The sequence below is a fragment of the Aquimarina macrocephali genome (assembly GCF_051627225.1).
GTDB lineage: Bacteria > Bacteroidota > Bacteroidia > Flavobacteriales > Flavobacteriaceae > Aquimarina > Aquimarina macrocephali.
The window spans coordinates 453,544-476,121 of sequence record NZ_CP151795.1; the positions used below are offsets into that span (position 1 = coordinate 453,544).

The 22,578-nt window shown below is 33.9% G+C and carries 20 protein-coding genes; 9 read left to right on the forward strand and 11 right to left on the reverse strand.

From position 1 onward, the window contains the following. Window positions 1-69 precede the first annotated feature (69 nt). Window positions 70-1,143, forward strand: a complete 1,074-nt coding sequence (locus tag AAFU52_RS02020) for a hypothetical protein (RefSeq protein WP_438425044.1) — start codon at window positions 70-72, stop codon at window positions 1,141-1,143. 98 nt (window positions 1,144-1,241) lie between these two features. After that, on the forward strand, window positions 1,242-2,753 hold the full coding sequence (locus AAFU52_RS02025) for an OmpP1/FadL family transporter (RefSeq protein WP_438425046.1): 1,512 nt from the start codon (window positions 1,242-1,244) through the stop codon (window positions 2,751-2,753). Window positions 2,754-2,824: 71 nt separating this feature from the next. Here the strand turns inward: AAFU52_RS02025 and AAFU52_RS02030 are convergent, their stop codons facing one another. Then, a complete protein-coding gene (locus AAFU52_RS02030) occupies window positions 2,825-4,312 on the reverse strand; it encodes a T9SS type B sorting domain-containing protein (RefSeq protein ID WP_438425049.1) in 1,488 nt (495 codons plus the stop codon). Between the two features lie 298 nt (window positions 4,313-4,610). Between AAFU52_RS02030 and folE the strand changes: the two genes are divergently transcribed. From folE to lgt, 4 genes are all read left to right on the forward strand, one after another. Then, window positions 4,611-5,288, forward strand: a complete 678-nt coding sequence (gene folE / locus AAFU52_RS02035; protein WP_024770787.1) for a GTP cyclohydrolase I FolE — start codon at window positions 4,611-4,613, stop codon at window positions 5,286-5,288. A gap of 38 nt (window positions 5,289-5,326) precedes the next feature. After that, a complete protein-coding gene (cysS, locus tag AAFU52_RS02040; protein ID WP_438425050.1) occupies window positions 5,327-6,823 on the forward strand; it encodes a cysteine--tRNA ligase in 1,497 nt (498 codons plus the stop codon). 24 nt (window positions 6,824-6,847) lie between these two features. Further along, window positions 6,848-7,096, forward strand: coding sequence for a membrane protein insertion efficiency factor YidD (gene yidD, locus AAFU52_RS02045; protein ID WP_024770789.1), 249 nt, complete (start codon window positions 6,848-6,850; stop codon window positions 7,094-7,096). Between the two features lie 124 nt (window positions 7,097-7,220). Continuing rightward, complete coding sequence (gene lgt, locus AAFU52_RS02050) at window positions 7,221-8,150, forward strand: prolipoprotein diacylglyceryl transferase (protein ID WP_024770790.1); 930 nt, start codon at window positions 7,221-7,223, stop codon at window positions 8,148-8,150. 50 nt (window positions 8,151-8,200) lie between these two features. On the opposite strand, the gene AAFU52_RS02055 is transcribed toward lgt, so the two are convergent. From AAFU52_RS02055 to AAFU52_RS02070, 4 genes are all read right to left on the reverse strand, one after another. Next, a protein-coding gene (locus AAFU52_RS02055) for an IS3 family transposase (protein ID WP_438425053.1) occupies window positions 8,201-9,435 on the reverse strand; the annotation gives its coding sequence in 2 pieces (ribosomal slippage) (window positions 8,201-9,099 and window positions 9,099-9,435; 1,236 coding nt in all). Between the two features lie 101 nt (window positions 9,436-9,536). Further along, the gene (gene prfA / locus AAFU52_RS02060) at window positions 9,537-10,613 is read right to left on the reverse strand and encodes a peptide chain release factor 1 (RefSeq protein ID WP_024770791.1); all 1,077 of its coding nucleotides are present in this window, start codon (window positions 10,611-10,613) and stop codon (window positions 9,537-9,539) included. Between the two features lie 145 nt (window positions 10,614-10,758). Beyond that, window positions 10,759-12,444: an amidohydrolase gene (locus AAFU52_RS02065; protein WP_438425055.1), complete on the reverse strand. Its 1,686-nt coding sequence runs from the start codon at window positions 12,442-12,444 to the stop codon at window positions 10,759-10,761. 26 nt (window positions 12,445-12,470) lie between these two features. Continuing rightward, window positions 12,471-13,325, reverse strand: coding sequence for an AraC family transcriptional regulator (locus AAFU52_RS02070; RefSeq protein ID WP_438425057.1), 855 nt, complete (start codon window positions 13,323-13,325; stop codon window positions 12,471-12,473). 120 nt (window positions 13,326-13,445) lie between these two features. Between AAFU52_RS02070 and AAFU52_RS02075 the strand changes: the two genes are divergently transcribed. Together AAFU52_RS02075 and AAFU52_RS02080 are read left to right on the forward strand one after the other, a co-directional pair. After that, complete coding sequence (locus tag AAFU52_RS02075; protein ID WP_024770794.1) at window positions 13,446-13,844, forward strand: hypothetical protein; 399 nt, start codon at window positions 13,446-13,448, stop codon at window positions 13,842-13,844. Between the two features lie 100 nt (window positions 13,845-13,944). Then, complete coding sequence (locus AAFU52_RS02080) at window positions 13,945-14,139, forward strand: hypothetical protein (protein ID WP_152538566.1); 195 nt, start codon at window positions 13,945-13,947, stop codon at window positions 14,137-14,139. Between the two features lie 122 nt (window positions 14,140-14,261). Here the strand turns inward: AAFU52_RS02080 and AAFU52_RS02085 are convergent, their stop codons facing one another. Together AAFU52_RS02085 and AAFU52_RS02090 are read right to left on the reverse strand one after the other, a co-directional pair. Next, window positions 14,262-15,821, reverse strand: coding sequence for a peptide MFS transporter (locus AAFU52_RS02085; protein WP_438425060.1), 1,560 nt, complete (start codon window positions 15,819-15,821; stop codon window positions 14,262-14,264). Window positions 15,822-15,957: 136 nt separating this feature from the next. Next, window positions 15,958-17,067: a hypothetical protein gene (locus AAFU52_RS02090; protein ID WP_438425062.1), complete on the reverse strand. Its 1,110-nt coding sequence runs from the start codon at window positions 17,065-17,067 to the stop codon at window positions 15,958-15,960. A 201-nt stretch (window positions 17,068-17,268) separates the two neighbouring features. On the opposite strand from AAFU52_RS02090, the gene AAFU52_RS02095 reads away from it, so the two are divergent. Continuing rightward, window positions 17,269-17,802, forward strand: coding sequence for a peptide-methionine (S)-S-oxide reductase (locus AAFU52_RS02095; protein ID WP_438425065.1), 534 nt, complete (start codon window positions 17,269-17,271; stop codon window positions 17,800-17,802). 119 nt (window positions 17,803-17,921) lie between these two features. On the opposite strand, the gene AAFU52_RS02100 is transcribed toward AAFU52_RS02095, so the two are convergent. From AAFU52_RS02100 to AAFU52_RS02115, 4 genes are all read right to left on the reverse strand, one after another. Beyond that, on the reverse strand, window positions 17,922-18,245 hold the full coding sequence (locus AAFU52_RS02100) for a cupin domain-containing protein (RefSeq protein ID WP_438425068.1): 324 nt from the start codon (window positions 18,243-18,245) through the stop codon (window positions 17,922-17,924). 37 nt (window positions 18,246-18,282) lie between these two features. Then, window positions 18,283-19,461, reverse strand: a complete 1,179-nt coding sequence (locus tag AAFU52_RS02105) for an AIR synthase related protein (RefSeq protein WP_438425069.1) — start codon at window positions 19,459-19,461, stop codon at window positions 18,283-18,285. A 137-nt stretch (window positions 19,462-19,598) separates the two neighbouring features. After that, entirely contained in the window at window positions 19,599-21,086 is a 1,488-nt protein-coding gene (locus AAFU52_RS02110; RefSeq protein WP_438425071.1) for a carboxypeptidase regulatory-like domain-containing protein, read from the reverse strand. Between the two features lie 3 nt (window positions 21,087-21,089). After that, a complete protein-coding gene (locus tag AAFU52_RS02115; protein WP_438425073.1) occupies window positions 21,090-22,574 on the reverse strand; it encodes a CsgG/HfaB family protein in 1,485 nt (494 codons plus the stop codon). Between the last annotated feature and the right edge of the window lie 4 nt (window positions 22,575-22,578).

Sequence of the window (22,578 nt, forward strand, 5' to 3'; positions counted from 1 at the left end):
CTGTTAAATATAATTTAGTTAGCGCAAAACTAACTAAATTTGTAATGTTCAACAATAAAATAAGAAGATATGCGACTTAAAAATTATTTTCAGAGAAGTGGAGCTATAGGTTTTTTACTTTTGGCTGCCATCATTATGTTGACGTCTTGTGGTTCTTATGAATATACTCCTTATAGAGATGGTATTTATAGTGACGCAGGAAGCCAAAAAAATCTTGAGACTCAACCTAATAATACAGATGAAAAATCTAATTATTATTCTAGTTATTTTTCTGAAAAATCTGCACAAATCGATACAGCAATTGAGCAAGATGTAATTTTTACCGACATTGATTCTTATTCTAGCGAAGGATATGATGTAGCAGATACTACTGCTACTGCATTAAACTATGAAGTTGGACAACCAGCATGGGGCAGTAATCCTACTGAAATCAGCGTTAATCTTTACAATACCGGCTGGAATAACTGGGGCCCTGGATGGGGATGGAATGGCTGGTACGGCAATGGATGGGGATGGAATGGCCCTGGATGGGGAATTGGCTGGAACAATCCATACTGGTATGGCGGATACTATTGCCCTCCTTACTCTTATGGAGGTTATGCCGGTTACTACAGAGGTTATTATCGTCCTTATTACAACAGATATCCATACTATGGAAGAAGTAGGTATCTAGCCTATAACAGAGGTTCAAGAAACGTATATTCTACTAGAAGTCGCAGAGCATACAATTCAAGTTACAGTACCAGATCACGAAAAGCATCAAACTATAGCAGAAGCAGACAAGGGTATGCTAACAGAAGAGTTAATGCTGCCAGAAGAACACGATCTTCAACAAATAACTATTATAACAGATCGAGGTCTTCAAATAACACATATTCTCGTTCACGATCATCTTCTGTAGGAAGAAATAATTCTACAAGATACTCTAGCCCTACAACGACGACAAGATCAAGAAGTAATTCTTCAACCAGAAGCAGAGGATATTCTCCTTCATCGAACAGTTCATCAAGAAGTCGAAGTTCTGGGTACTCAAGAAGTAGCGCTCCTCGTAGTAGTGGTTCTTCGGCAAGAAGCAGCAGTAGCAGATCTAGAAGCAGCGGAAGTCGTGGTGGTAGCAGAAGCAGAAGTCGCGGAAGAAACTAAAAACCTTAATTCTAACCTAAAAAAACAATTGTTAGATAACTTTCCCGAATATCTTATTTATTTTTGGGGTATTCTGTAATTCAAAATTTAAAAAATTGATGAAAAAGCTATTCTTATTCATAGGTATACTGTCTATGTCTTTTTTGAGTGCTCAAGATATTACTGATGCATTACGTTATTCACAACAAGATATCCTTGGTACTGCACGTTATAGAGCTATGAGTGGTGCTTTTGGTGCTCTAGGGGGAGATTTATCTGCTCTGCAAATTAACCCGGCAGGATCAGCAGTTTTTCTGAATCCTCATGGCTCAGTTACTCTTTCTACAACCCATATAGATAACGACGCAAACTATTCTGATCGTTTAACTAATCGTGATTCTAGAAACTTAAATTTTAATCAAGTAGGAGCAGTTTTTGTTTTCGATCATTACAATGATGAATCGATTATTAATAAACTTTCATTAGGACTAGCCTATGATCAAACTGCAAATAACGCTAATGAATTTGTTGCCCTAGGAAGAAGTTCTAATTCAATCGATAACTTTTTTCTTTCTGAAGCACAAGGACTCCCTCTGGATTTGATTTCAAGAAGAGCAGGAGAATCTGTAGATCAACTTTATAGTTTTCTTGGAGAATCTGAAGGATATGCTACTCAGCAAGCTTTCTTAGGCCGTGAAGCCTTTGTCATAGAAGCAACCGATGTTAATAACCCTGACAACACTTCTTATTTTTCGAATATTGCACCTGGCGTTTTTGACCAGGAATATTATCATGAAAGCACTGGTCTAAATGGAAAATTCACTTTAAATGGAGGCGCACAAATTAATCAAACTTTTTATGTAGGACTCAATATAAACTCGCACTTTATTAATTATGATAGAGTTACCGAGTTTTTTGAAGGAAATAACAATGCCGGCAGTAATGTTAATGAAGTAACATTTACCAATAAATTATCCACTACCGGTGGAGGGTTTTCTGCTCAAGTTGGTGGAATTGCCAAAGTTTCTGAAATGATTCGTTTAGGAGCTTCTTTTGAATCACCTACCTGGTATTATATCGAAGAAGAGACCACTCAACGCCTAGAAACATTTAGCGATGCAGACGGAAGATCCATTGTAGATCCTGATGTTATCAATGTTTTTCCTGAATATAAATTACGTACACCAGCAAAAGCGACAGGTAGTATTGCTATATTATTCAAACAACATGGCTTAATCAGTCTGGATTATTCTTACAAAGATTATTCTACAACAAAACTAAGCTCTGATGAAAATATTAGCTTCTCTAATCTTAATCGAGAGATTAATGACAATTTACAAGCCGTCTCTACCATAAGACTTGGTACCGAATGGAGGGTTGAAAACTGGAGCATTAGAGGCGGATATCGTTTTGAAGAGAGTCCTTATAAAAATGATTTGATTCTTGGAGAAAAAACAGGATATTCTTTTGGAGCAGGGTATTCTTTTGGAAAATTTAAAATTGATATTGCTTATGATTACAGTGAACAAGAACATACCGAGCAATTTTATCCTAATTCTGGTTTTAATAACACTACTCTTGTAGATAGTCATACCCAAAACCTTACATTTACTTTTGGTATGAATTTTTAGAATAATATTTACCTTATACAACAACAAAAAACCGAGATACTATAATCTCGGTTTTTTTATATAAAAGTATTTTATCGTATTAATGAAAAATTACCAGCAAAAACTCTCCGACGCATATTCGGATCTCTGGGTTCATTAAATTCTACTCTAAACCAATAATCTGAAGAAGGCATATTTTTTCCGTTATAAGTACCATCCCATCCCGGACCTCCGGCTCTTAGTTGTTTTAGCAACTTACCATATCTATCAAATATATAAATCTGTGCTGTAGGCTGGCCTTCGATATTAATCAGACTCCAGGTATCGTGAAAACCATCACCATTTGGTGTAAAATATTTAGGATATCCTAAAATCATAATAACATCAGATATTTCTTCACTGGCAGGGCAGTTTGCATATCTGGCCGTAACAAAATAATCTCCTGGAGGAACATTAGAAAATACGGGAGAAGATTGAAAAGGTCTATATTCTAAAAAACCATTCCCTATATCTCGGTCAAGTCTATACTCAAAATCATCAAACCCTGCAGCTTCTACATCAGGAGCAGCTACTACTTCTGCTGTAATCGTATACCCACCTGCAAAAGATTCTTCTGCGATAGAATACCCTACAGAAACAACAGCATCTGAAACATCCAGAACCACCAAATCATCTGGAGAATCCGGAACTTCGGTTCCCGTTTCATCAAAACCTCTCAATTGGTACACTCCTTCTGTAGTAACTTCTAAAAATGGTATTACTCCAGGAGGACCCGGAACATTTACAAAATTAGTAGTCCCTACATCTGCTCTAGCCCATTGATAGGTTACAGCTCTAGGAAATCTTCCTTCTATAGTAATCGGAAATTCACCACATGTCGCAATATCAGGTCCTACACCTGGTTCTAAAATACTACAATCTGTAGTTCCTGCATTATCTTCATTAAGATTGGTTTGCTGAAGTTGAATAACTCCTGCCTCATCTGCAAAATTAGTAATTAGAATAATATAGTACTCATCAGATTGAGCATTAGGTATCGTTAGTGTCTCTATATAAATATCATCATCTGGCGTTCTTGCATAACTACAATCCACAATATTAGTATTGTCCATATTATTAATATAATAATCTGGATCATCGACATTATTTACACATTCTGCTGGACGTATATTATCTCCGTCCCCATTATTATCACATCCCTGAGAGAGAATATCACAATTCACAAATGAGGTGGTAAAAGGTCCCCAGGCAATAAAATCTACATCAAGTTGCCTTTCTCCTCTATCTAAATTACTATTATCATTACCATCAACCCATTGCTGGATATCAAAAATCAATTCTCCTGGTTGATCAATACGAATAAAGTACCATGCTGGATTAGGAGTCGTATTTAAACAACCTACTTCACCAAGGCCATCCATATCACCAGTTACATTAGGGAAGGTCAATTCTAAAGAAGCATCAGAACAAAAAGGTTGAGCAGCTCTACAAGCTACATCAAAGTCCTGAGCATAAAAAAAAGTACTTTTAAAAACAAGAATGCTAAAAAGCAACAAAATTTGAGGTAATCCTTTTGCCATTTTCATATAACGTTAAAACTTTATTTTTCGTGTGTTACAGTTCAATTTGGGACTTAAATATACAGAACTTCTCCAAGAAAACTAATATCTACAATTGTTTAACATAGCTTTTACTAAGTAAAACAACAAAATCGTATCTTTGCACACCATAATATAGAAGGTATTAATTAATACTGTTCTATTTATGTTACAAAAAAAACAAAAAAGTAAGAATTGGCTAAGAAATACTTCTATGCATGACTTTTTTTGCTTTACTATTTTTTTGTGAGAATTTTGATAAATTATAAAATTTTGAAGTGTGAAAATTGACAAGGCCCTTGAAGCTATTGAAGCGCTAGGTGATAATCATGTAGCTACTAGCGCTACCACTCCTCTTAGAGAAGATGCCTTTAAACTTAGTGATACCGAAAAAATTGCTTTGATTAAAGAAGATGTAAAACATATTATGGAAACTTTGGGACTAGATCTAACCGATGATAGTCTTAAAGGTACTCCTCAACGTGTAGCAAAAATGTTTGTAAATGAAATTTTTTCAGGCCTTCATCCTCAAAGAAAACCTGATGCCTCTACATTTGACAATCATTACAAATATGGAGAGATGCTGGTAGAGAAAAATATTACTGTATATTCTACTTGCGAACATCATTTACTTCCTATAGTTGGTCGGGCTCATGTGGCGTATATATCTAATGGCACTGTCGTTGGGTTATCCAAAATGAATCGTATTGTTGATTATTATGCAAAACGCCCACAAGTACAGGAACGCCTGACTATGCAAATTGTTCAAGATTTACAAGTAGTCCTAGGAACAAAGGATGTAGCTTGTGTTATCGATGCAAAGCATTTATGTGTAAATTCACGAGGAATCAGAGACATAGAAAGCAGTACCGTTACTAGTGAGTTCGGTGGTAAATTTAAAGAGCAATCTGTAAAAAGAGAATTTTTAGATTATATCAAATTAGACACTACCTTTTAATTTTATTTTCAACAAAATCATAAGCATCACTCTACATTATGGCAGCAACTTCGTTGTATAAAACTCAGGAATTAAAAATTTATAATTCTATTTCAGGTCAAAAAGAAACATTTAAATCTATTACAGAAGGTAATATAGGTATGTATGTATGTGGCCCTACGGTTTATAGCAATGTACATTTAGGAAACTGTCGTACATTTATTTCTTTCGACTTAGTATTTAGATACCTAAGACATTTGGAGTATAAAGTTCGCTATGTTAGAAATATTACGGATGCTGGTCATCTTGAAAATGATGCAGATGAAGGTGAAGATAAAGTTGCAAAAAAAGCACGATTAGAACAGTTAGAGCCCATGGAAATCGTTCAGCGATATACATTAGATTTTCATAATGTTATGTCTAAATTTAATGCAATATCGCCAAGTATAGAACCTACAGCAACGGGGCATATCGTAGAACAAATTGAGATTATCAAAACCATCATTGGTAATGGTTTTGCATATGAATCCAATGGTTCTGTATATTTTGATGTTCAAAAATTTAATGAAACTAACAATTACGGGAAGTTAAGTGGGCGTAATCTCGAGGATATGATTGCAAATACCCGGGAGTTATCTGCTCAAAGTGACAAAAAAAATCCTCAGGATTTTGCACTTTGGAAAAAAGCAGAACCTCAACACATTATGCGTTGGCCATCGCCATGGAGTGATGGTTTCCCAGGTTGGCACTTAGAATGTACTGTAATGAGCACCAAATATCTAGGTGAACGATTTGATATTCATGGAGGAGGAATGGATTTAAAATTCCCTCATCACGAATGTGAAATTGCACAGGGCGAAGCCGCTTGTGGTCAAACCCCTGTTAATTATTGGATGCATGCCAATATGCTTACTCTTAATGGCAAAAAAATGTCTAAATCAACTGGAAATACTATCTCTCCGGGAGAATTGTTTTCGGGAAACAATGATTTTTTAGATAAGCCATTTGACCCTACTATTGTTCGGTTTTTTATGCTTCAGGCACATTACAGAAGTATCCTGGATTTTTCTAATGATGCATTAGAAGCTTCAGAAAAGGGATTTTACAGATTAATAGATGCCATACAAGCTATCGATTCACTATCAGTTAGTTCTGCTACCAAAGGATTTAATATACAAGCCTGGAGACAGGAATGCTATGATGCGATGAACGATGATTTTAACAGTCCTATCCTAATTGCTAAGTTATTTGATGCTGTTAAGTTTATTAATACAATTAAAGAACAAAAGGCTACAATTTCTGCAGCAGATCTTGAATTATTGCGTAAAACCATACATGGTTTTGTATTTGATGTTCTTGGATTAGTGAATATAAATGAAACTGCTTCAGATATAAGTGATAAGCTTTCTGGAACTGTAGAATTATTGATTAACCTAAGAGCAGAAGCAAGAGCCAATAAAGATTTTGCTACTAGTGATAAAATAAGGGATGAACTTATAGAAATTGGTATTCAACTTAAGGATGGCCGAGATGGCACTAGTTTTTCATTAAATTAAATCGTTTTGGCTTTTAAGACGACTATAAAACAAATTTTAATATTTCCATTTGTGGTATTGGTTAAGCTATATCAAAACCTGATATCACCATTAACTCCGGCTACCTGTCGTTATCAACCTACTTGTTCGCATTATACCCTCGAAGCATTACAAAAACATGGGCTTTTTAAAGGAGGAATGCTTTCAATTAAACGTATTTTTAGCTGTCACCCCTGGGGAGGCAGTGGCTATGATCCGGTTCCTGATGTTGAGAACGAATCAATTAAAAAATGAATGAAAAAAATACGTTCATAATGATTGTATTCATAAAACGTTCGGTCATTTTCTCAATATATAAATGTGTAATACGTTTCTCATATAAATACTTATATTTACTTTTAAAAAATAAAACTCACGCATGATATTTACAAAAATTACCTGGAATCCAGTTGAAGGAATAGATCTCGGCTTTTTTGTTATTCGTTTTTACAGCTTAATGTTTGTAATTGCCTTTACATTAGGCTGGTATCTAATGAAGAAAATCTATATCCGAGAGAATGTCTCTATGGAAAAGCTAGATTCTGTATTTATATATGCTGTTATTGGTACATTATTAGGTGCCCGATTAGGACATGTGTTTTTTTATGACTGGGATTATTACAAGAACAATCTTTTAGAAATTCTTTTGCCTTTCAGGTTTAAGCCGGCATTTGAATTTATAGGTTTTCAAGGATTAGCGAGTCATGGAGCCGCTATTGCTTTTATAATTGCAATGTATTATTATTCTAAAAAAATCCTACATAAACATCCGCTTTGGGTTCTAGACAGAGTTACTATTCCGGCTGCATTTGGAGGTATTTTTGTTCGATTAGGTAATTTTTTTAACTCTGAGATTATTGGAAAAGAATCTGGCGATTCTTTTTTTGGAGTAAAGTTTATACGCGATGGTTTAAGCAAAAGAGAAGCTTTGAAAGAGACGGGAATGGATAGCGTTAATAAAGCGTATTCTGCAATCGTAGAAAACCCTAAATTCTCTAATCTACTAGAAGCTATTCCATATCGTCATCCGGCTCAATTATATGAAGCTTTTGGATATATATTTGTATCCATTATCTTATGGTTGATCTACTGGAAAACAGATAAACGAAATAATAGTGGGTTTCTTTTCGGAATGTATTTAATTCTAATATTTACAGTACGCTTTATTGTAGAATACGTTAAATCAAGCCAAGGAGGTTTTGAAAACGCTTTAGGTCTACTATCAACAGGTCAATGGTTAAGCATTCCTTTTATTATTGTTGGTTTGTATTTTGTAATACGATCAAGAAATAGAACCGGAATTAATTAAACAGATGAAATATGAGTCGTCCTAAAATAGGTTGACAGTTTTTTAATAATTTAATTCAAACCATTGAATCTAGCTTCAATGGTTTTTTTGTTGTGTATAAAGTTAGGAGTTTTATAATTAAGACTGAAGTGCGGTCTTTTGTTATTATAGGTGTAAATTGATTCTTTGATGAGTTGCTTTAGTTCTCTACCATTTTCACAAGTATATATTAAAAATTCTCCTTTTAGCGTACCATTAATTCTTTCTGCCAAAGCATTCTGATAACAATCATATCCATCGGTCATTGATGGTATTATATTGTTGAGTTGTAATTCTTTTTGATAAACTATCGAACAATATTGTAATCCTCTATCAGAATGATGGATAAGCTGTTTATTAGTTACTCTATTTTTAGTTGCCATTTTGATTGCCTTTACAACATTTTCTGCACTCATATCATCACTGAGTTGATATCCCATAATCTTTCGGCTATAGGCGTCTGTAACTAGAGATAAATAATGAGTACGTTCTCTGCTTTTGATATAAGTAATATCACTAACAAAAAATTCTTCTGGCCTTGAAGCTTTACTGTCTTTCATCAAATTAGGGTGTTTTCTAAGCCAGTGCTTAGAGTTTGTGGTTTTTGTATAATTTTTCTTTGGTCGTATCAACAGGTGTTCAGATCTTAAGTAATTAAAAAGTGCATCTCTACCCATTTTTATACCTAATTTGGATATCTCTACTTTCAGTAAATAATATAGCTTACGAGTGCCTAATCTTGGCATCTCCATTCTTATAGATCGAACTAATTCTCCTATTTGAACAAGTTCTTCTGCTCTTTTAGCTTTACGTTTTTCTAATTGATAGACAGCTTGTCTTGTGATCCCAAACAATCGACAACAACGCGATAAGCTTAATCGATGGTCTTGTCTGATTCGGTGGATGGTTTGGGAGAAAACTTTTTTCTGATAGAAGTGCCATACTGTTGATCAGAGATATCAATCATAGTGTTAAGAATCTTATTTCTCAACTTCTCATCCGATAATTCTCGCTCTAAACGTTTGATCTTTTGGACTGGAGTCTCTTTAGATTTTGGCATGTGATAACGAATTGGCTTGCTCCAGTCTAAGGTACCATGTTTTCGTAACCAAACCAAAACAGTACTTCTTCCCTGGATACCATAAGCCTTCTGGGCTTGTTTATAGGTCATCTCGCCTTTTTCTACTTGGGATACCACTCCCAATTTAAAACCTAAATTGTAATCGCGTTGAGTACGCTTCTTGTTAGTGTTTCCTGAATCTTTCATAAATAAGTCAATTTTGTGTCAACTTATTTCAGGACGGGACAATAACATAAAAAAAGCCGATGTAAAATACATCGGCTTTTTTTATACATTCAATTTTATTTTTAAAAAATCTCGTTAGATTCTTTTAGTTTTTCTGTATTCGCTACCAACTGAAGTTCATCGATGATTTTCTGAATATCTCCATCTATAATATTACCTAAATCATATAGTGTTAGACCAATACGGTGATCAGTAACTCTTCCTTGTGGATAGTTATAAGTTCTAATTTTTGCAGAACGATCTCCAGATGACACCATACTTTTTCGTTTCTCAGAATCAGCAGCTTGCTTCTTCTCCAATTCCATATCATACAATCGAGAACGCAATACTTTTAATGCTTTTTCGAGGTTTTTATGTGATGATTTCTGATCCTGGCAACTTACAATCATTCCTGTAGGCTCATGATGTAATTTAATTGCCGAATACGTCGTATTCACAGACTGTCCTCCTGGTCCTGTAGAAGTAGTACGTTCAATACGTACTTCTTGCATATCCAACTCGATATCAAATTCTTCAGCTTCAGGCAGAACCATTACGGTTGCAGCACTGGTATGTACTCGACCTTGTGTTTCGGTCTGGGGAACCCGTTGTACACGATGCACACCTGCTTCAAACTTTAATACCCCATAAACATCTTCACCATTGACTTCAAAAATAATTTCTTTGTAACCACCACTGGTTCCTTCATTAAGGTCAACCACACTAGTACTCCATCCCCTACCTTCACAATATTTAGTATACATTCTAAATAAATCTCCTGCAAAAATACTCGCTTCATCCCCTCCCGTTCCTGCGCGAATTTCTACCACACAGTTCTTAGCATCTTCTGGATCTTTTGGCACAAGCATAAAACGAATTTTTTCTTCCAAACCAGGTAATTCTTCTTTAGCTTCTTCTAACTGCATTTTGGCCATTTCTACCATCTCTGCATCACTGCCATCAGCAATAATTTCCTCGGCTTCCTTTTGATTGTCAGTGAGCTCTATATATCGCTCTCTTTCATCCATAAGGGCCCTAAGATCTTTGTATTCTTTATTAAGCTGTACGTATTTTTTTTGATCTGCAATAATATCTGGTTGAATGATTAAATCACTCACTTCATCAAATCGTTGCTTTACAATATTTAATTTATCAATCATAGTGTATTCTTCCTAATCTGTAGAATTTACAAAAGTAAGCTTTTTTGTCAAAAGCTCATACAGCATGATAAGATTACAAATCAATTTTATATACAAACTTAATTTGAAGTTGTTTGAGCCGACAACACCCATGATTCCTGGTTTTTTATTTTCTTTCAAAAATTACCTCTCCATCAAATACAGTCATATCCACTTTGGTAGTAGCAATTCTATTAGGATCTACAGAAAAAATATTCTGATTTAGCACTACAAAATCCGCTTTCTTTCCTACTTCAATAGACCCTACTTCTGTCTCCTGTCGCATAACATAAGCCCCATTAAAGGTATATGCTTTTACAGCTTCTTCTATGGTTATATTTTGCGGAAAACGGGTTACCGCATTTTGCATTCCTACAAATGGGTTTATACTACTCACATCCCAATCACTACTTAATGTAATTCTGGCATCGGCTTCTTTTAAACTCTTTATAGGAATCAGATTTTGCGAACTCTCCTTTCCTATAAGTTCTACATTCTCATCCCATTGATCTGGTTGTGTAAAATCACCTGCAACCTGACAATCTGCTGTTACATTTAATTGAGAAAAACGTGTTAAATCTGATGGGGTTACTATTTCAACATGTGTAATTCTATGTCTTCCTGAACCATTACTTGCTGTTTCTATTGCATTTAAAGATTCCTTGACTCCCCTATTTCCAATAGCATGAATATGAAAATCAAACCCTACATTTTCTAATTGCTGAATATAACTTGTTATTCGGTTTTGAGTAAAATAACTCAACCCGTTATTCTTCGATTCCTGAAAAAGATCTATTCGGTACTCTTCTTGCATTGCCGCCGTTGTATTATGAACTATTCCATCACTGTATAGCTTGATTTGGTTTATTTTTAAAAGACTATTACTATCATTTTCATATAATGATTTTAGTGATGATATTTGTGACTCATCATCCTGCATAGGGTATCCCCATAGTCCTAAATTAACTCGAGCAGAAAGTTTTCCTTCTTTTTCTACTCGTTTCCATATGGTATGATGATCTCTTTTCCAATAGGTTCGTGCATCGCAAATAGAGGTTATTCCATTTTTAGCTAACTCTGGTAATGCAAAATTTACTAAACCGTTATAATCATTTTCTTTAGTTTGACTTGTAGGAGTCAGGGCCATATCTAAAATAAGATTTCCTGCATTATCTATCAGAATTCCATTAAGCTTATCATTTTCGTCTCTCATATAAATTCCTCCTGTTGGGTTTTCTGAATTAATATCTATTCCTGCTATTTCTAATGCTTTAGAATTTACCCAAATAGAATGAGAAGTACGCTCCATAATTGCAATAGGCCTGGTGCTACTTATATCATCCAAAATATCTATAGGAGAACGTTTGGCTTCAAGAAGAGTATACAAATCTACTCCCCAGCCCAAAAGCCATTCTTCATCAGGAAAATCAAGTAATGCTTTACGAATTGCGGACGCATAATTTTCGGGATCATTACCTTCTTTTAAAATAAACTTAAAATTTTCTGATGAAGCTTCTAATGGATGCATATGTACATCATGTATTCCTGGTATTACTGTAGCTCTTTTAAGGTCTATTACTTCTGTATCTTTACTTATCTGTGCTAAAGCTTTATCAGTATTTCCCACATAGATTATCTTATTTCCTTCAACAATTATAGCCTCTGCCCATACCTGTTCCGGGTTTACAGTAAAAATAGTTCCGTTGATATAGGCGACTGTAATTTCCTGCTTTTGATTTGACATAGAATTATCATCTTTATTACAAGAATTTGCACTTACCATTAATGTTATAATAAAGGTTATAAGTTTCATTTGATTGCTTTTAATATTTGGTATTATCATTTTACGGGGATATATATTTCTGTTACATAATCCTTGGGATCATCGCTATGCATGCTATTTATTTTATACAATTCTAAAAAAGGGGATTCAGACACTTCATACTTTGTACTTAATATCCAATTTCCAAAAATCTTATCATAAGTCTTTTGCAGTGAGGCATAAGATCCATAATGTGTAAAAACTGCATATGTTTGTTCTGGCAAAACTTTTATACTAAATTTATTCTTAAAATCACAGTCTTGAGGTAATGTAAAGCAAGCATCATAATTACATCGAATTGCTTCTGATATTAATGGTTCGTCCCAAATAATCCCAATAGTTTCTGATTCAGATATATTCACCTCTAACCTTATAGCTTCATCATGTAATTCATCCCAAACATTTTCAATTTTATCACTATAATAGTCTGCCATGATCGTTTTATAAAAAACCTTTTGTTCTGACAAGTTGATTATTCTCTCTTCATAAAAACTCATTGCTACTTTAGTATTCTTTACTATCGACGTTAGGATGTCTTCTTTTTTGCTTTTATACTCCTGTGGAGAAATTCCAAAGTGCTTTTTAAAAACTTTACTAAACGCCTGTAAATCAGAATACCCCACTTCTATTGCAATTTGTGATATTGTCTGGTTTTGATATAAAAGCATTTTTGCTCCACTTTCTATTTTAAGCCTGGTAATATAGGCTCCAATAGTTTCTTTATAGTATCCTTTAAAGATGCGTTGTAAGTTTCGATATGAGAAATTAGAGACCTCTTCGAGTTTTTTAATCTCAAAATTTTTATTGAAATTCTCTCGAAGATACAAGGCTGTGCTTTGCATCCTCTTTACATATTCATCTTTCTTATTCACAGTACAAATTTATGAAATATAGCAGGTTATAGTATTGTCCTATATTGACAACTATATATAATCATCATTGTAATATCATATCATCTTATCCTGGTTAAAAAATCGTAAATTTGTATTGATATGCAAAATCGCACAGGTACATATTTAAGTTTTCTTACTCTTAAATGGTTAGGGGTATTTATTCTTTTAACACATATTGGAGGGTATTCTAATTATACCCAGCCTGTTGATTTTAAAGAAACTATTGAATTACTGGTTTCACCAGAAGGGTCTGCTTCGCCTCAAAACATTATTTTTTTTAGCAATGTTATTGATCCAGAAAAAAGCAGTGATTCTCCATATATCGAATACAAATACCTGACTCTCTTATCAATAAACCACACTAAGCTTAACAGGGTTATTAAAAAAAATCAATCTTTTTTTATTCGTTTGTTTCACAAACATAAAATAATCAACACTCAATACAATTCTTCTTACAACGATAAAGAAGATGTTTTTCATTTCAATTTTATAGGATAACATCTTATCCACCTATCACCTATACGGTTTACAAATAATCTACTAACAACTTGTTTATTTCTTACAAAAAGAAACGAATAGGTATTATTAATTCCCAGAAATGAAAAAGTTCAAAAAAACGTTGAGGCGCTTAGCCTTGGTCTTACTTATTATAATGGCTTCTTTACTTCCTGTTCCTGTGTTTATTCTGAAAAAAGATGGAAAATTTGATGATGATCACATCATTGAACTTGTAGATGCAAAAGAAGATGATACAGAGACCGAAACAAAAATCACCACCAAATTTAAATCATAATTACTTATGTTTCTATAATGAAACAGGCCTTCAGGATCATGATCCTGAAGGCCTTTGTATTTTCAACACAACAACTTCTGCGAGTTTTATTTTAAAAATTCAACTTTAATCCGGTTTATGTATTAGTGTATACCTACCATTAATTTTTTAATAAGTGGTGAGATCATAATTGCTACCACTCCTATTCCCATTGTAATAACACCAAAATTGGCATATACAGACACATAAGAATATAATTGCTGAAAAGCTTCTGTATTATTACCCTCTACCAATGTATTAGATAATCCTGTAATAGTCTCACTTATGGTTCCCGAGAGGCCTTCTGAAAAAATACTGGCTTCTCCCTCTTTTACAGTGGTAAGTTTTGCTATTTTTCCTGCAAAAAAATGTCCATAGAAATTTGCCGAAAACCAAACCCCCATAATGAAGGTAACATATTTTACTGGTGATAATTCGGTTATTTTAGAAAGTCCAATTGGGGATAAGAATAATTCTCCGACGGTTAGGACAAGGTATCCAAAAATCAAATAAAACATTGGTGTTCTTGCGTATTCATCAACTTCTTGAGCAGACATTCCAAAAATTAGAAACCCTAATCCCAGAAATAGCATTCCTAAACCAAATTTGATAGCCGAATTAGGGTTTGCTTTTTTCTTACTCAAAAATGTCCATAGTAGTGCAAAAGGGATTGCTAATACTACTATCCAGGTAGAGTTAATACTATTAGTTTGCGCTGCATTAATACCAACAAGATTTACATTTCTGTCTGCAAATAATGTAAGTGAGCTACCGGCCTGTTCAAATACTGCTGCAAACAAAGCATACAGACTTGTAAAATATACTGCAACCAATAATCTTTTTCGTTCTTTGATTGATACTTTTGTTAAAATATAGGATATATATCCTATCAAAAAGAAAGTCGCAATCCAGACCAGGTAATGCTCAAATTCATTAAATCTTACAATTAACGCAAATACAGGAACCGATAACCACGCCAAAAACCATATTCGGTCTCCTTTGTTAAGCCCATATATTTTCTTTTCATAATTCTTGATATCGGGCACTAGTCCCTTATCTCCGAAAACAGCTAGTTGTGTTCCTCGTTTAAAAACTACAAGCCCAACCAACATTCCTATTCCTGCTAATAAAAACCCATAATGCCATCCATATAATTCGGCAAGCCAGGCACACATTAAAGGAGCTATTGCTCCTCCCAAATTAATTCCCAGATAAAAAATCGTAAATCCAGAATCTCTTCTCCCATCTCCTTCTTTATACAATGTACCCACCATTGTTGAAATATTGGGTTTAAAGAAACCATTCCCAACGATTATTAAGGCCAGTGAACCGTAGAAAAATACAGGGGTCTCTATAGTTAGAAAAAAATGTCCTGCTGCCATCAAAACTCCTCCAAGTATGATGGATTTTCTATATCCAATATACCTATCTGCTATAATACCACCAATCATAGGGGTGACATATACTAATGACATATATGCAGCCATTACTCCAAATGATTTATCGTCAGAATATAAAAGATGTTTGGTCATATATAGCACCAAAAGTGCTTTCATACCGTAAAAAGAGAATCGTTCCCATAATTCTGCAAAAAACAGATACAATAATCCTTTGGGGTGTCCGAATACTTCCTGCCTACTTACTTCAGTTTGATCTGAATTCATGTTATGTGTTTAAAATTATTCTAAACACAAAGCATCAATACTTTATGATTAACTAAAAGGAAAGTTCTAAAAAATAGTAATTTATATTAAATTGTTATTCTCTTACAAGTAGTTACAAATAATCACAATTTATGTTTTATGAAGTTTTATTGAACTCTTCTAGTAGTGTTTGATCAATATTAATATTTTCTGGAATAACTCGAAGTCTGTATTTTCCCTGCCCCATAAATGTGAACAAATCTTTTCTTTCCAATTGTGATATAGGCTGTAACTGAAGTATTGTATTGATATTTTCTATAATTCTGCTTAAATAGGTTTGACTCTTTATTTCTCCCCCAGAATTTACTAATAAATACTGCCCATCTCCTGCCTCATATTTTCGTTTTATGGCAAATTTTAATAAGTTTTTGTATTGCGTTGTTTTGGAACCAAAATCTATGGTTTTATCATAAATTTCTTTAGACGGAATTGTTATTTTCACTAATGACCAATCCATAAATTTAATTGTCATTTCGCTAGGCTTAGGTGTCAATGCCAATTGAATGACCCAACTTGTTGCTAATACCAGGAAAACTGAAATAAATGTTGTTTTAGCAATAATCTTTATCAAATGCCCATACAATTCATTGCTCATTACCACAAAAACATCTGGCATTTGTGATACTAGCATTAAGAAAAAGGCCACTACCGAAATTACTGCTACTAATTTTAATCCTCGATTCATAAATGTCCTATAGAACGAAACAATAAGCAACCAAGTAAGTAGACAAGAAAACATCAAATCCGGGACACTACTAATTCGTATTCCATTTACTACAGGCGTATCTTTAAATGTTTGAATCAAAACAAAAGTTACAATAGACACTACCACTGCAATACCAATAAGAATAAGGGTATTTCTTTTATTTTTTGACAAAAACTGAGGTGCAAAATCAAAATAAAACAGCGCCATAATTAAAACCAGAGTATTCAGCACCGAGAAAAAACTATATCCTATATCATAGATAATAGTATCTGTAAATAAGAACAGATTACCCATATAAATCCACCCTCCAGAAAACACCCACACAAAAAGGGCCAGACTTAGATATAACAAACCTTTATCTATTCTTTTTTGAGAATCATCTTCTTCTAAAAACTGTCTGAAACGTTTCCTTATATTATACCATATAGCCAACAACAATATCCCTCCTATTAAGGCGATACATATATGTGCCAAGCTATAAAACTTAGTAATATCTGACATATAAATTATGTGTAATATCATTTCTTACCTGAAATTTAGAGTAATTTCAAAAATAAGATCGATAATTATCCTCGACCAATTTACATATATCTTTAAAAAGAAACACATTCAAATTTTGAAATCTTATTGGATCATAAAACTGGTCCTAATGTGCTACTGTATAGTATTTTTCTATTGAAAGATATACGGTAATAGTTTTTAATGTATGAGTTAGAATATTTTTACGACTTTTATAAAGTGATTACAAATTTTCAAAAAATAGGATTAGGTGGTGGATGTCATTGGTGCACCGAAGCAGTTTTTCAATCTTTAAAAGGAGTGGTGAAAGTTGAGCAAGGATATATTAAAGGCTGTAAAGAAAATTCTTATTTTTCTGAAGCGATACTTGTGTATTTTGATCCAGAAATAATTCTACTTAAAGATCTTATCGAAATTCATCTACACACTCACAAAAGCACATCTAATCATAGCTTTAGAGAAAAATACAGAAGTGCGGTATACTATTTTGAAGAATATGATAAGCAAATCATACAAATTATTCTTAATACACTTCAAAAAGATTTTGACAATGAGATTATTACCCAGGTTTTAGCATTTCGGGAATTTAAATCTTCAAGGGTTGAGCTTCTCGATTATTATTCGCGTAATCCCGAAAAGCCTTTTTGCAGAAAATATATTCATCCAAAATTGGAGGTATTGCGAAAAAAATACACAGAATTAACAACTCTTTCTTAATGACATAATTTATAGTATTAGCAATAAACGTATTTGAAATATTATTTATAGAAGCCATCTCGGGCATTATGATCGCTCTGCATAAATTCAATCGAAAGTATCATTTAGGAATTCTATCCTCAAACAAAATTTTTATAATCTTCTCTTACCGGACTAAAAGTGTCTAAGACTCTGCAATCTGTCAATGCCGTTCCACTATGAGCTACGTTCGGGGGTATTACGGCAACAAACCCTTTTTCATAGATATTTGTTTCCTCACCGATTGTTAACTCTAATTTACCTTCTAAAACCTGTGTTGTCTGTTCATGAACATGAGAATGTAAAGGTAAAACTGCTCCTTTCTTTATTTCCCAAAAGGCGAGAGTTGAATGTTCGGCATGAATAAATTTACCTTTGAAACCTTCCATTATCTCTTTCTCTTCGATTTTTGAAATCTCTATCATAGGTAAAACATTATTAGTATATTTTAATTATAACAATCTAATAGATATAAGTTCCAAACTCACTTTTGATGGTAAGTTTTTTCTCTTCAGAAGCCTCGACACGGCCAACTATTTTGGCATCTACGTTAAAACTTTTTGAAATCGATATGATTTCTTCTGCTATTTCTGGAGAAACATAGAGCTCCATACGATGTCCCATATTAAATACCTGGTACATTTCTTTCCAATCTGTCCCAGAATTTTCCTGAATCAATTTAAATAGCGGAGGGACATCAAATAAGTTATCTTTTACGATATGCAGATTATCTACAAAATGTAGAATCTTAGTTTGAGCACCACCACTGCAATGCACCATTCCGTGAATGGTTTCTTTATCGAAATTTGCTAATATTTTTTTAATAATAGGAGCGTATGTTCTGGTAGGTGACAACACTAATTTACCGGCATCGATCGGTGCATTTTCAACAGCATCGGTTAAATTCGTTTTACCAGAGTACACCAAGTCTGAAGGTACAGAGGGATCAAAGCTTTCCGGGTATTTTTCTGCAAGAGTTTTACTAAACACATCATGGCGAGCAGATGTTAAGCCATTGCTTCCCATACCACCATTATATTCTTTTTCATAGCTTGCCTGCCCAAAAGAAGCCAACCCTACAATTACATCACCTGCCTTTATATTTGCATTATCAACTACATCTTTACGTTTCATACGAGCAGTTACTGTAGAATCTACAATAATCGTTCGTACCAGATCTCCAACGTCGGCAGTTTCTCCACCTGTAGAATGGATTTCAACTCCAAAACCTTTAAGTTCTTTAAGTAATTCTTCGGTTCCGTTAATGATTGCAGATATCACTTCGCCTGGGATCAGGTTTTTATTTCTTCCGATAGTAGAAGACAACATTATATTATCAGTTGCTCCCACACATAATAAATCATCGATATTCATGATTAGTGCATCTTGAGCAATTCCTTTCCATACAGATACGTCTCCGGTTTCTTTCCAATACATATATGCCAGAGAAGATTTGGTTCCTGCTCCATCGGCATGCATAATCAAACAATATTCTTGATCACCGGTTAAATGATCTGGTACAATTTTGCAAAATGCCTTTGGAAAAAGTCCTTTATCAATATTTTTAATTGCACTATGCACATCTTCTTTGGACGCAGAAACTCCACGTTGCGCATAACGTTTACTTACTTCTTGACTCATTATATTAGAAATTAAAGCGCAAAGATAATTTAATTAATTACGAATTGCGAATTACGATGCACGAATTATAAAGTCTAAATTACTAAACTCAACATCATACAAGCATCATAATTCGCAAGTCAAAAATTATAAATAAGCTATTCCCAATCGGGCATTGCTGCTTTTTGTAATATTGTTATCCTTCCATCTAAATCTGCTATAGGTACGGTCAGGATATTTTTTTCAGAAATACCATCATTCGAAGTGTTTACAAAAATTATACTGGCTTCGTTTGGTGAAAATCGAGCATCCAGATCATTAGTTCCTGCTGTTTTATCCGTAGACAAATCTGTACTTACCATAGTACCAAGGTCATAGATAAACACACGAGAATCTAATTGACGATAATTTGGGTTTTCTGCTCCAGACATATCTCTACTGTATAATAGTTTAGTACCATCTACAGATAAATTGATACTACCTGCAGCACCATTTTGGCCTGTAAGCACAGTATTTTGTACCACTCCAGCCCCATCAATGGTAAAAATTTGTACTGAGTACCCATCTAAATTATTCGTTTTTATGGCGGTTATGCCTGTATTTTCATTTTTATCTACTTCGGTAATCAAATCACCAGTGGTTTGATATATTAGACTCAAGCCGCTTCCATCTATATTTATAGAATATAATTTATTCTGATTAGGAAATAACAATTTTGCACCGTTGGCATCCCATGAAAAGTCTACCTCTTCAAGGTTAAACCCAGACACTCCAACCGAAGAAGTAATTTGTTTTATTTGTGAACCATCCTGGTTCATTGTAAACAAATGAGTCTGAGAGCCGACCGATTGTAAAAAAGCAATTTTTTTGGTCGTAGCATTTCTTCTAGGTCTAAAACTATTTTTTGAAACAGAAGTGAGTGCTATTTCTGTTCCTCCACTCTCATCTGCAGAATAAATAACACTGTTACCCTCAACCAATTTTGTATATACAATTCTATTGTTTGGTGGTCCAGCGGTCGTAAAAGCAAATGTTTTACTATTAACCGGGTCATTGATATCATCACTAGAACTTACTTGCCAGAAATACTTCGTACTAAAAGAAAGTCCGGATACGGTATATGTTGTATCTGTAATATTTTCAAAAACTTCTACATTAGAATTTTCTTCGTTCCTTAAACTCACCTTGTAGGTAAGTTTATCTTTATCAGGATCCTTGGCGCTCCATACCAATTTAACTTCTAACGGAAGATCAACTGCATTATCTGCAGGTGTTGCTAAAATTGCTGCTTCCGGTGGGCGGTTGGTAGCTGTTGCTATATCCATTTCAAGAACTATTTCAAGCTCTTTATCTGCTAACACAATAATTGCTTCAAAAACCGCTAACAATCCTTCTCGTTGACCCGAAAGAGAATAATCTCCCGAGGGCACATTTTTTAAATGATAGACACCTTCTTTATCTGTAAAAACAGTACTCGAGGCAGGATTCGTTGATATTTTTACATTTTCTAAAGGTTCGTTAGTTCCTTTTTTAACTACTTTTCCTTTAACAGATCCTAAACCTTCAGAATCAATAGTATCCTCACTACAAGAAGCTGCAGCTATAATTACAAAAACACTTACTATTCTTATGATAATTTTTCTCACAACCTATTTGTTTTTATCTTCTAGGATTATACCTTCTTTTCTAATTTTTCTATTTCTTTTTCTTAACTCACGCAGTTCTACATTTTTCTCTTGTTTCTTTAATCTTGATTTTTTATTCGCCTTCACAGGGTTTCCAAAATACCAATTAAGTCCAAAAGAAAAATTAAAATATTGATCATCTCGTTTTCCTTGAACTACACCATCCAATTCGTCACTAAGGACCAGATTATGAGTAGCTCCAACAGAAATACCTATTTTATCAGAAATTAAATATTCTACACCACCACCATATTGAAACTTAAACAATGTAGTATCAAAATCATCATCATTCACAATTCCGACTCCTCCAAATAAGAAGGGTGATAATTTATCAAAGGGTAAAAGATTTAATTCTGTATTAAGATCAAAAGCATTAAATCCCTTAGAGAATGAGTTTTGATTAGTGAGTTCAAATTTATTAATACTCACATTAACATTAAGGTATGGATTAAAATACCATCGAGCTCCAATCTTTGCAGAATAGGTAAGCTCTGGATTATTATAATCCCCACTAACTAAAGCGGTTCCTCCTTTTAAAAATGCAGAGATCTTGGCTCTTCTTTCTTTAAAGTATCGATCATACAAGGCAGTATTTTGGGCTTCATATTTTTCTGCTTTGTATTTTTCTATTAATGTATTTACAGCTTCTGACTCTGCATTAACAGCCCATAATTTATCTTCAATTCCTTCTACAATTAAAGATTCTACTGCTTTCTCTATTGCCTCTGACACTGCCATTTGAGCGGGTTCATTCTTGGTAAAACCAGTTTCGGCTTCAAGCAGTCTCTTAAATTTTATATATCTAAAGAAATTTGCGTCTAATGCTTGTGATAAAATAGTTTTAGACACATATACTGTTTTTAAGATTTTACCACTAGAAGTAGAAACGGCTCTTAAGTATATTGTAATTCTGTCTTGTCTATATTGAGTAGAAGCTCCTACACCAAAATACCTTGCTCCCAATCCACCTGTAATGATATTAGAATCATAAGAGACAATACCACCTTCGAGGATAATTCCCGCATATAATAATGGTGGCAATTGTGGTTCGTTGGTATTTTTGGTTTTTCTATATTCTTTTCTTGTAGAACGTATAATATTACGTTCGTTAAGCAAGTTGCTTAGGTTTTCTCTTTCGATAGGCACAAACCACTTAGAATCTTCGAGTGCTTTGATCAAAATTGTTGTTGCTCCCTGAGTAACAGCTGTACTAAAAGTACTTCCATTCTCTGTGGGTTTATATTGCCCCGTCTGATCTCTAAATTTATACACCCCGACAACAACAGGTTCTACCGGTGGCGGAAAATCCCTTAATGTTTTTGTAACTTCTGTATCTTCTCCTATTCTGGCATTTTCGATAGTTATGGGTTGATTAAAATACGTCCCACATCCGTGTAATAAAAATGCGCAAGAAATTACTGCGATTACTTTATAAAACTTATGATACATTAAA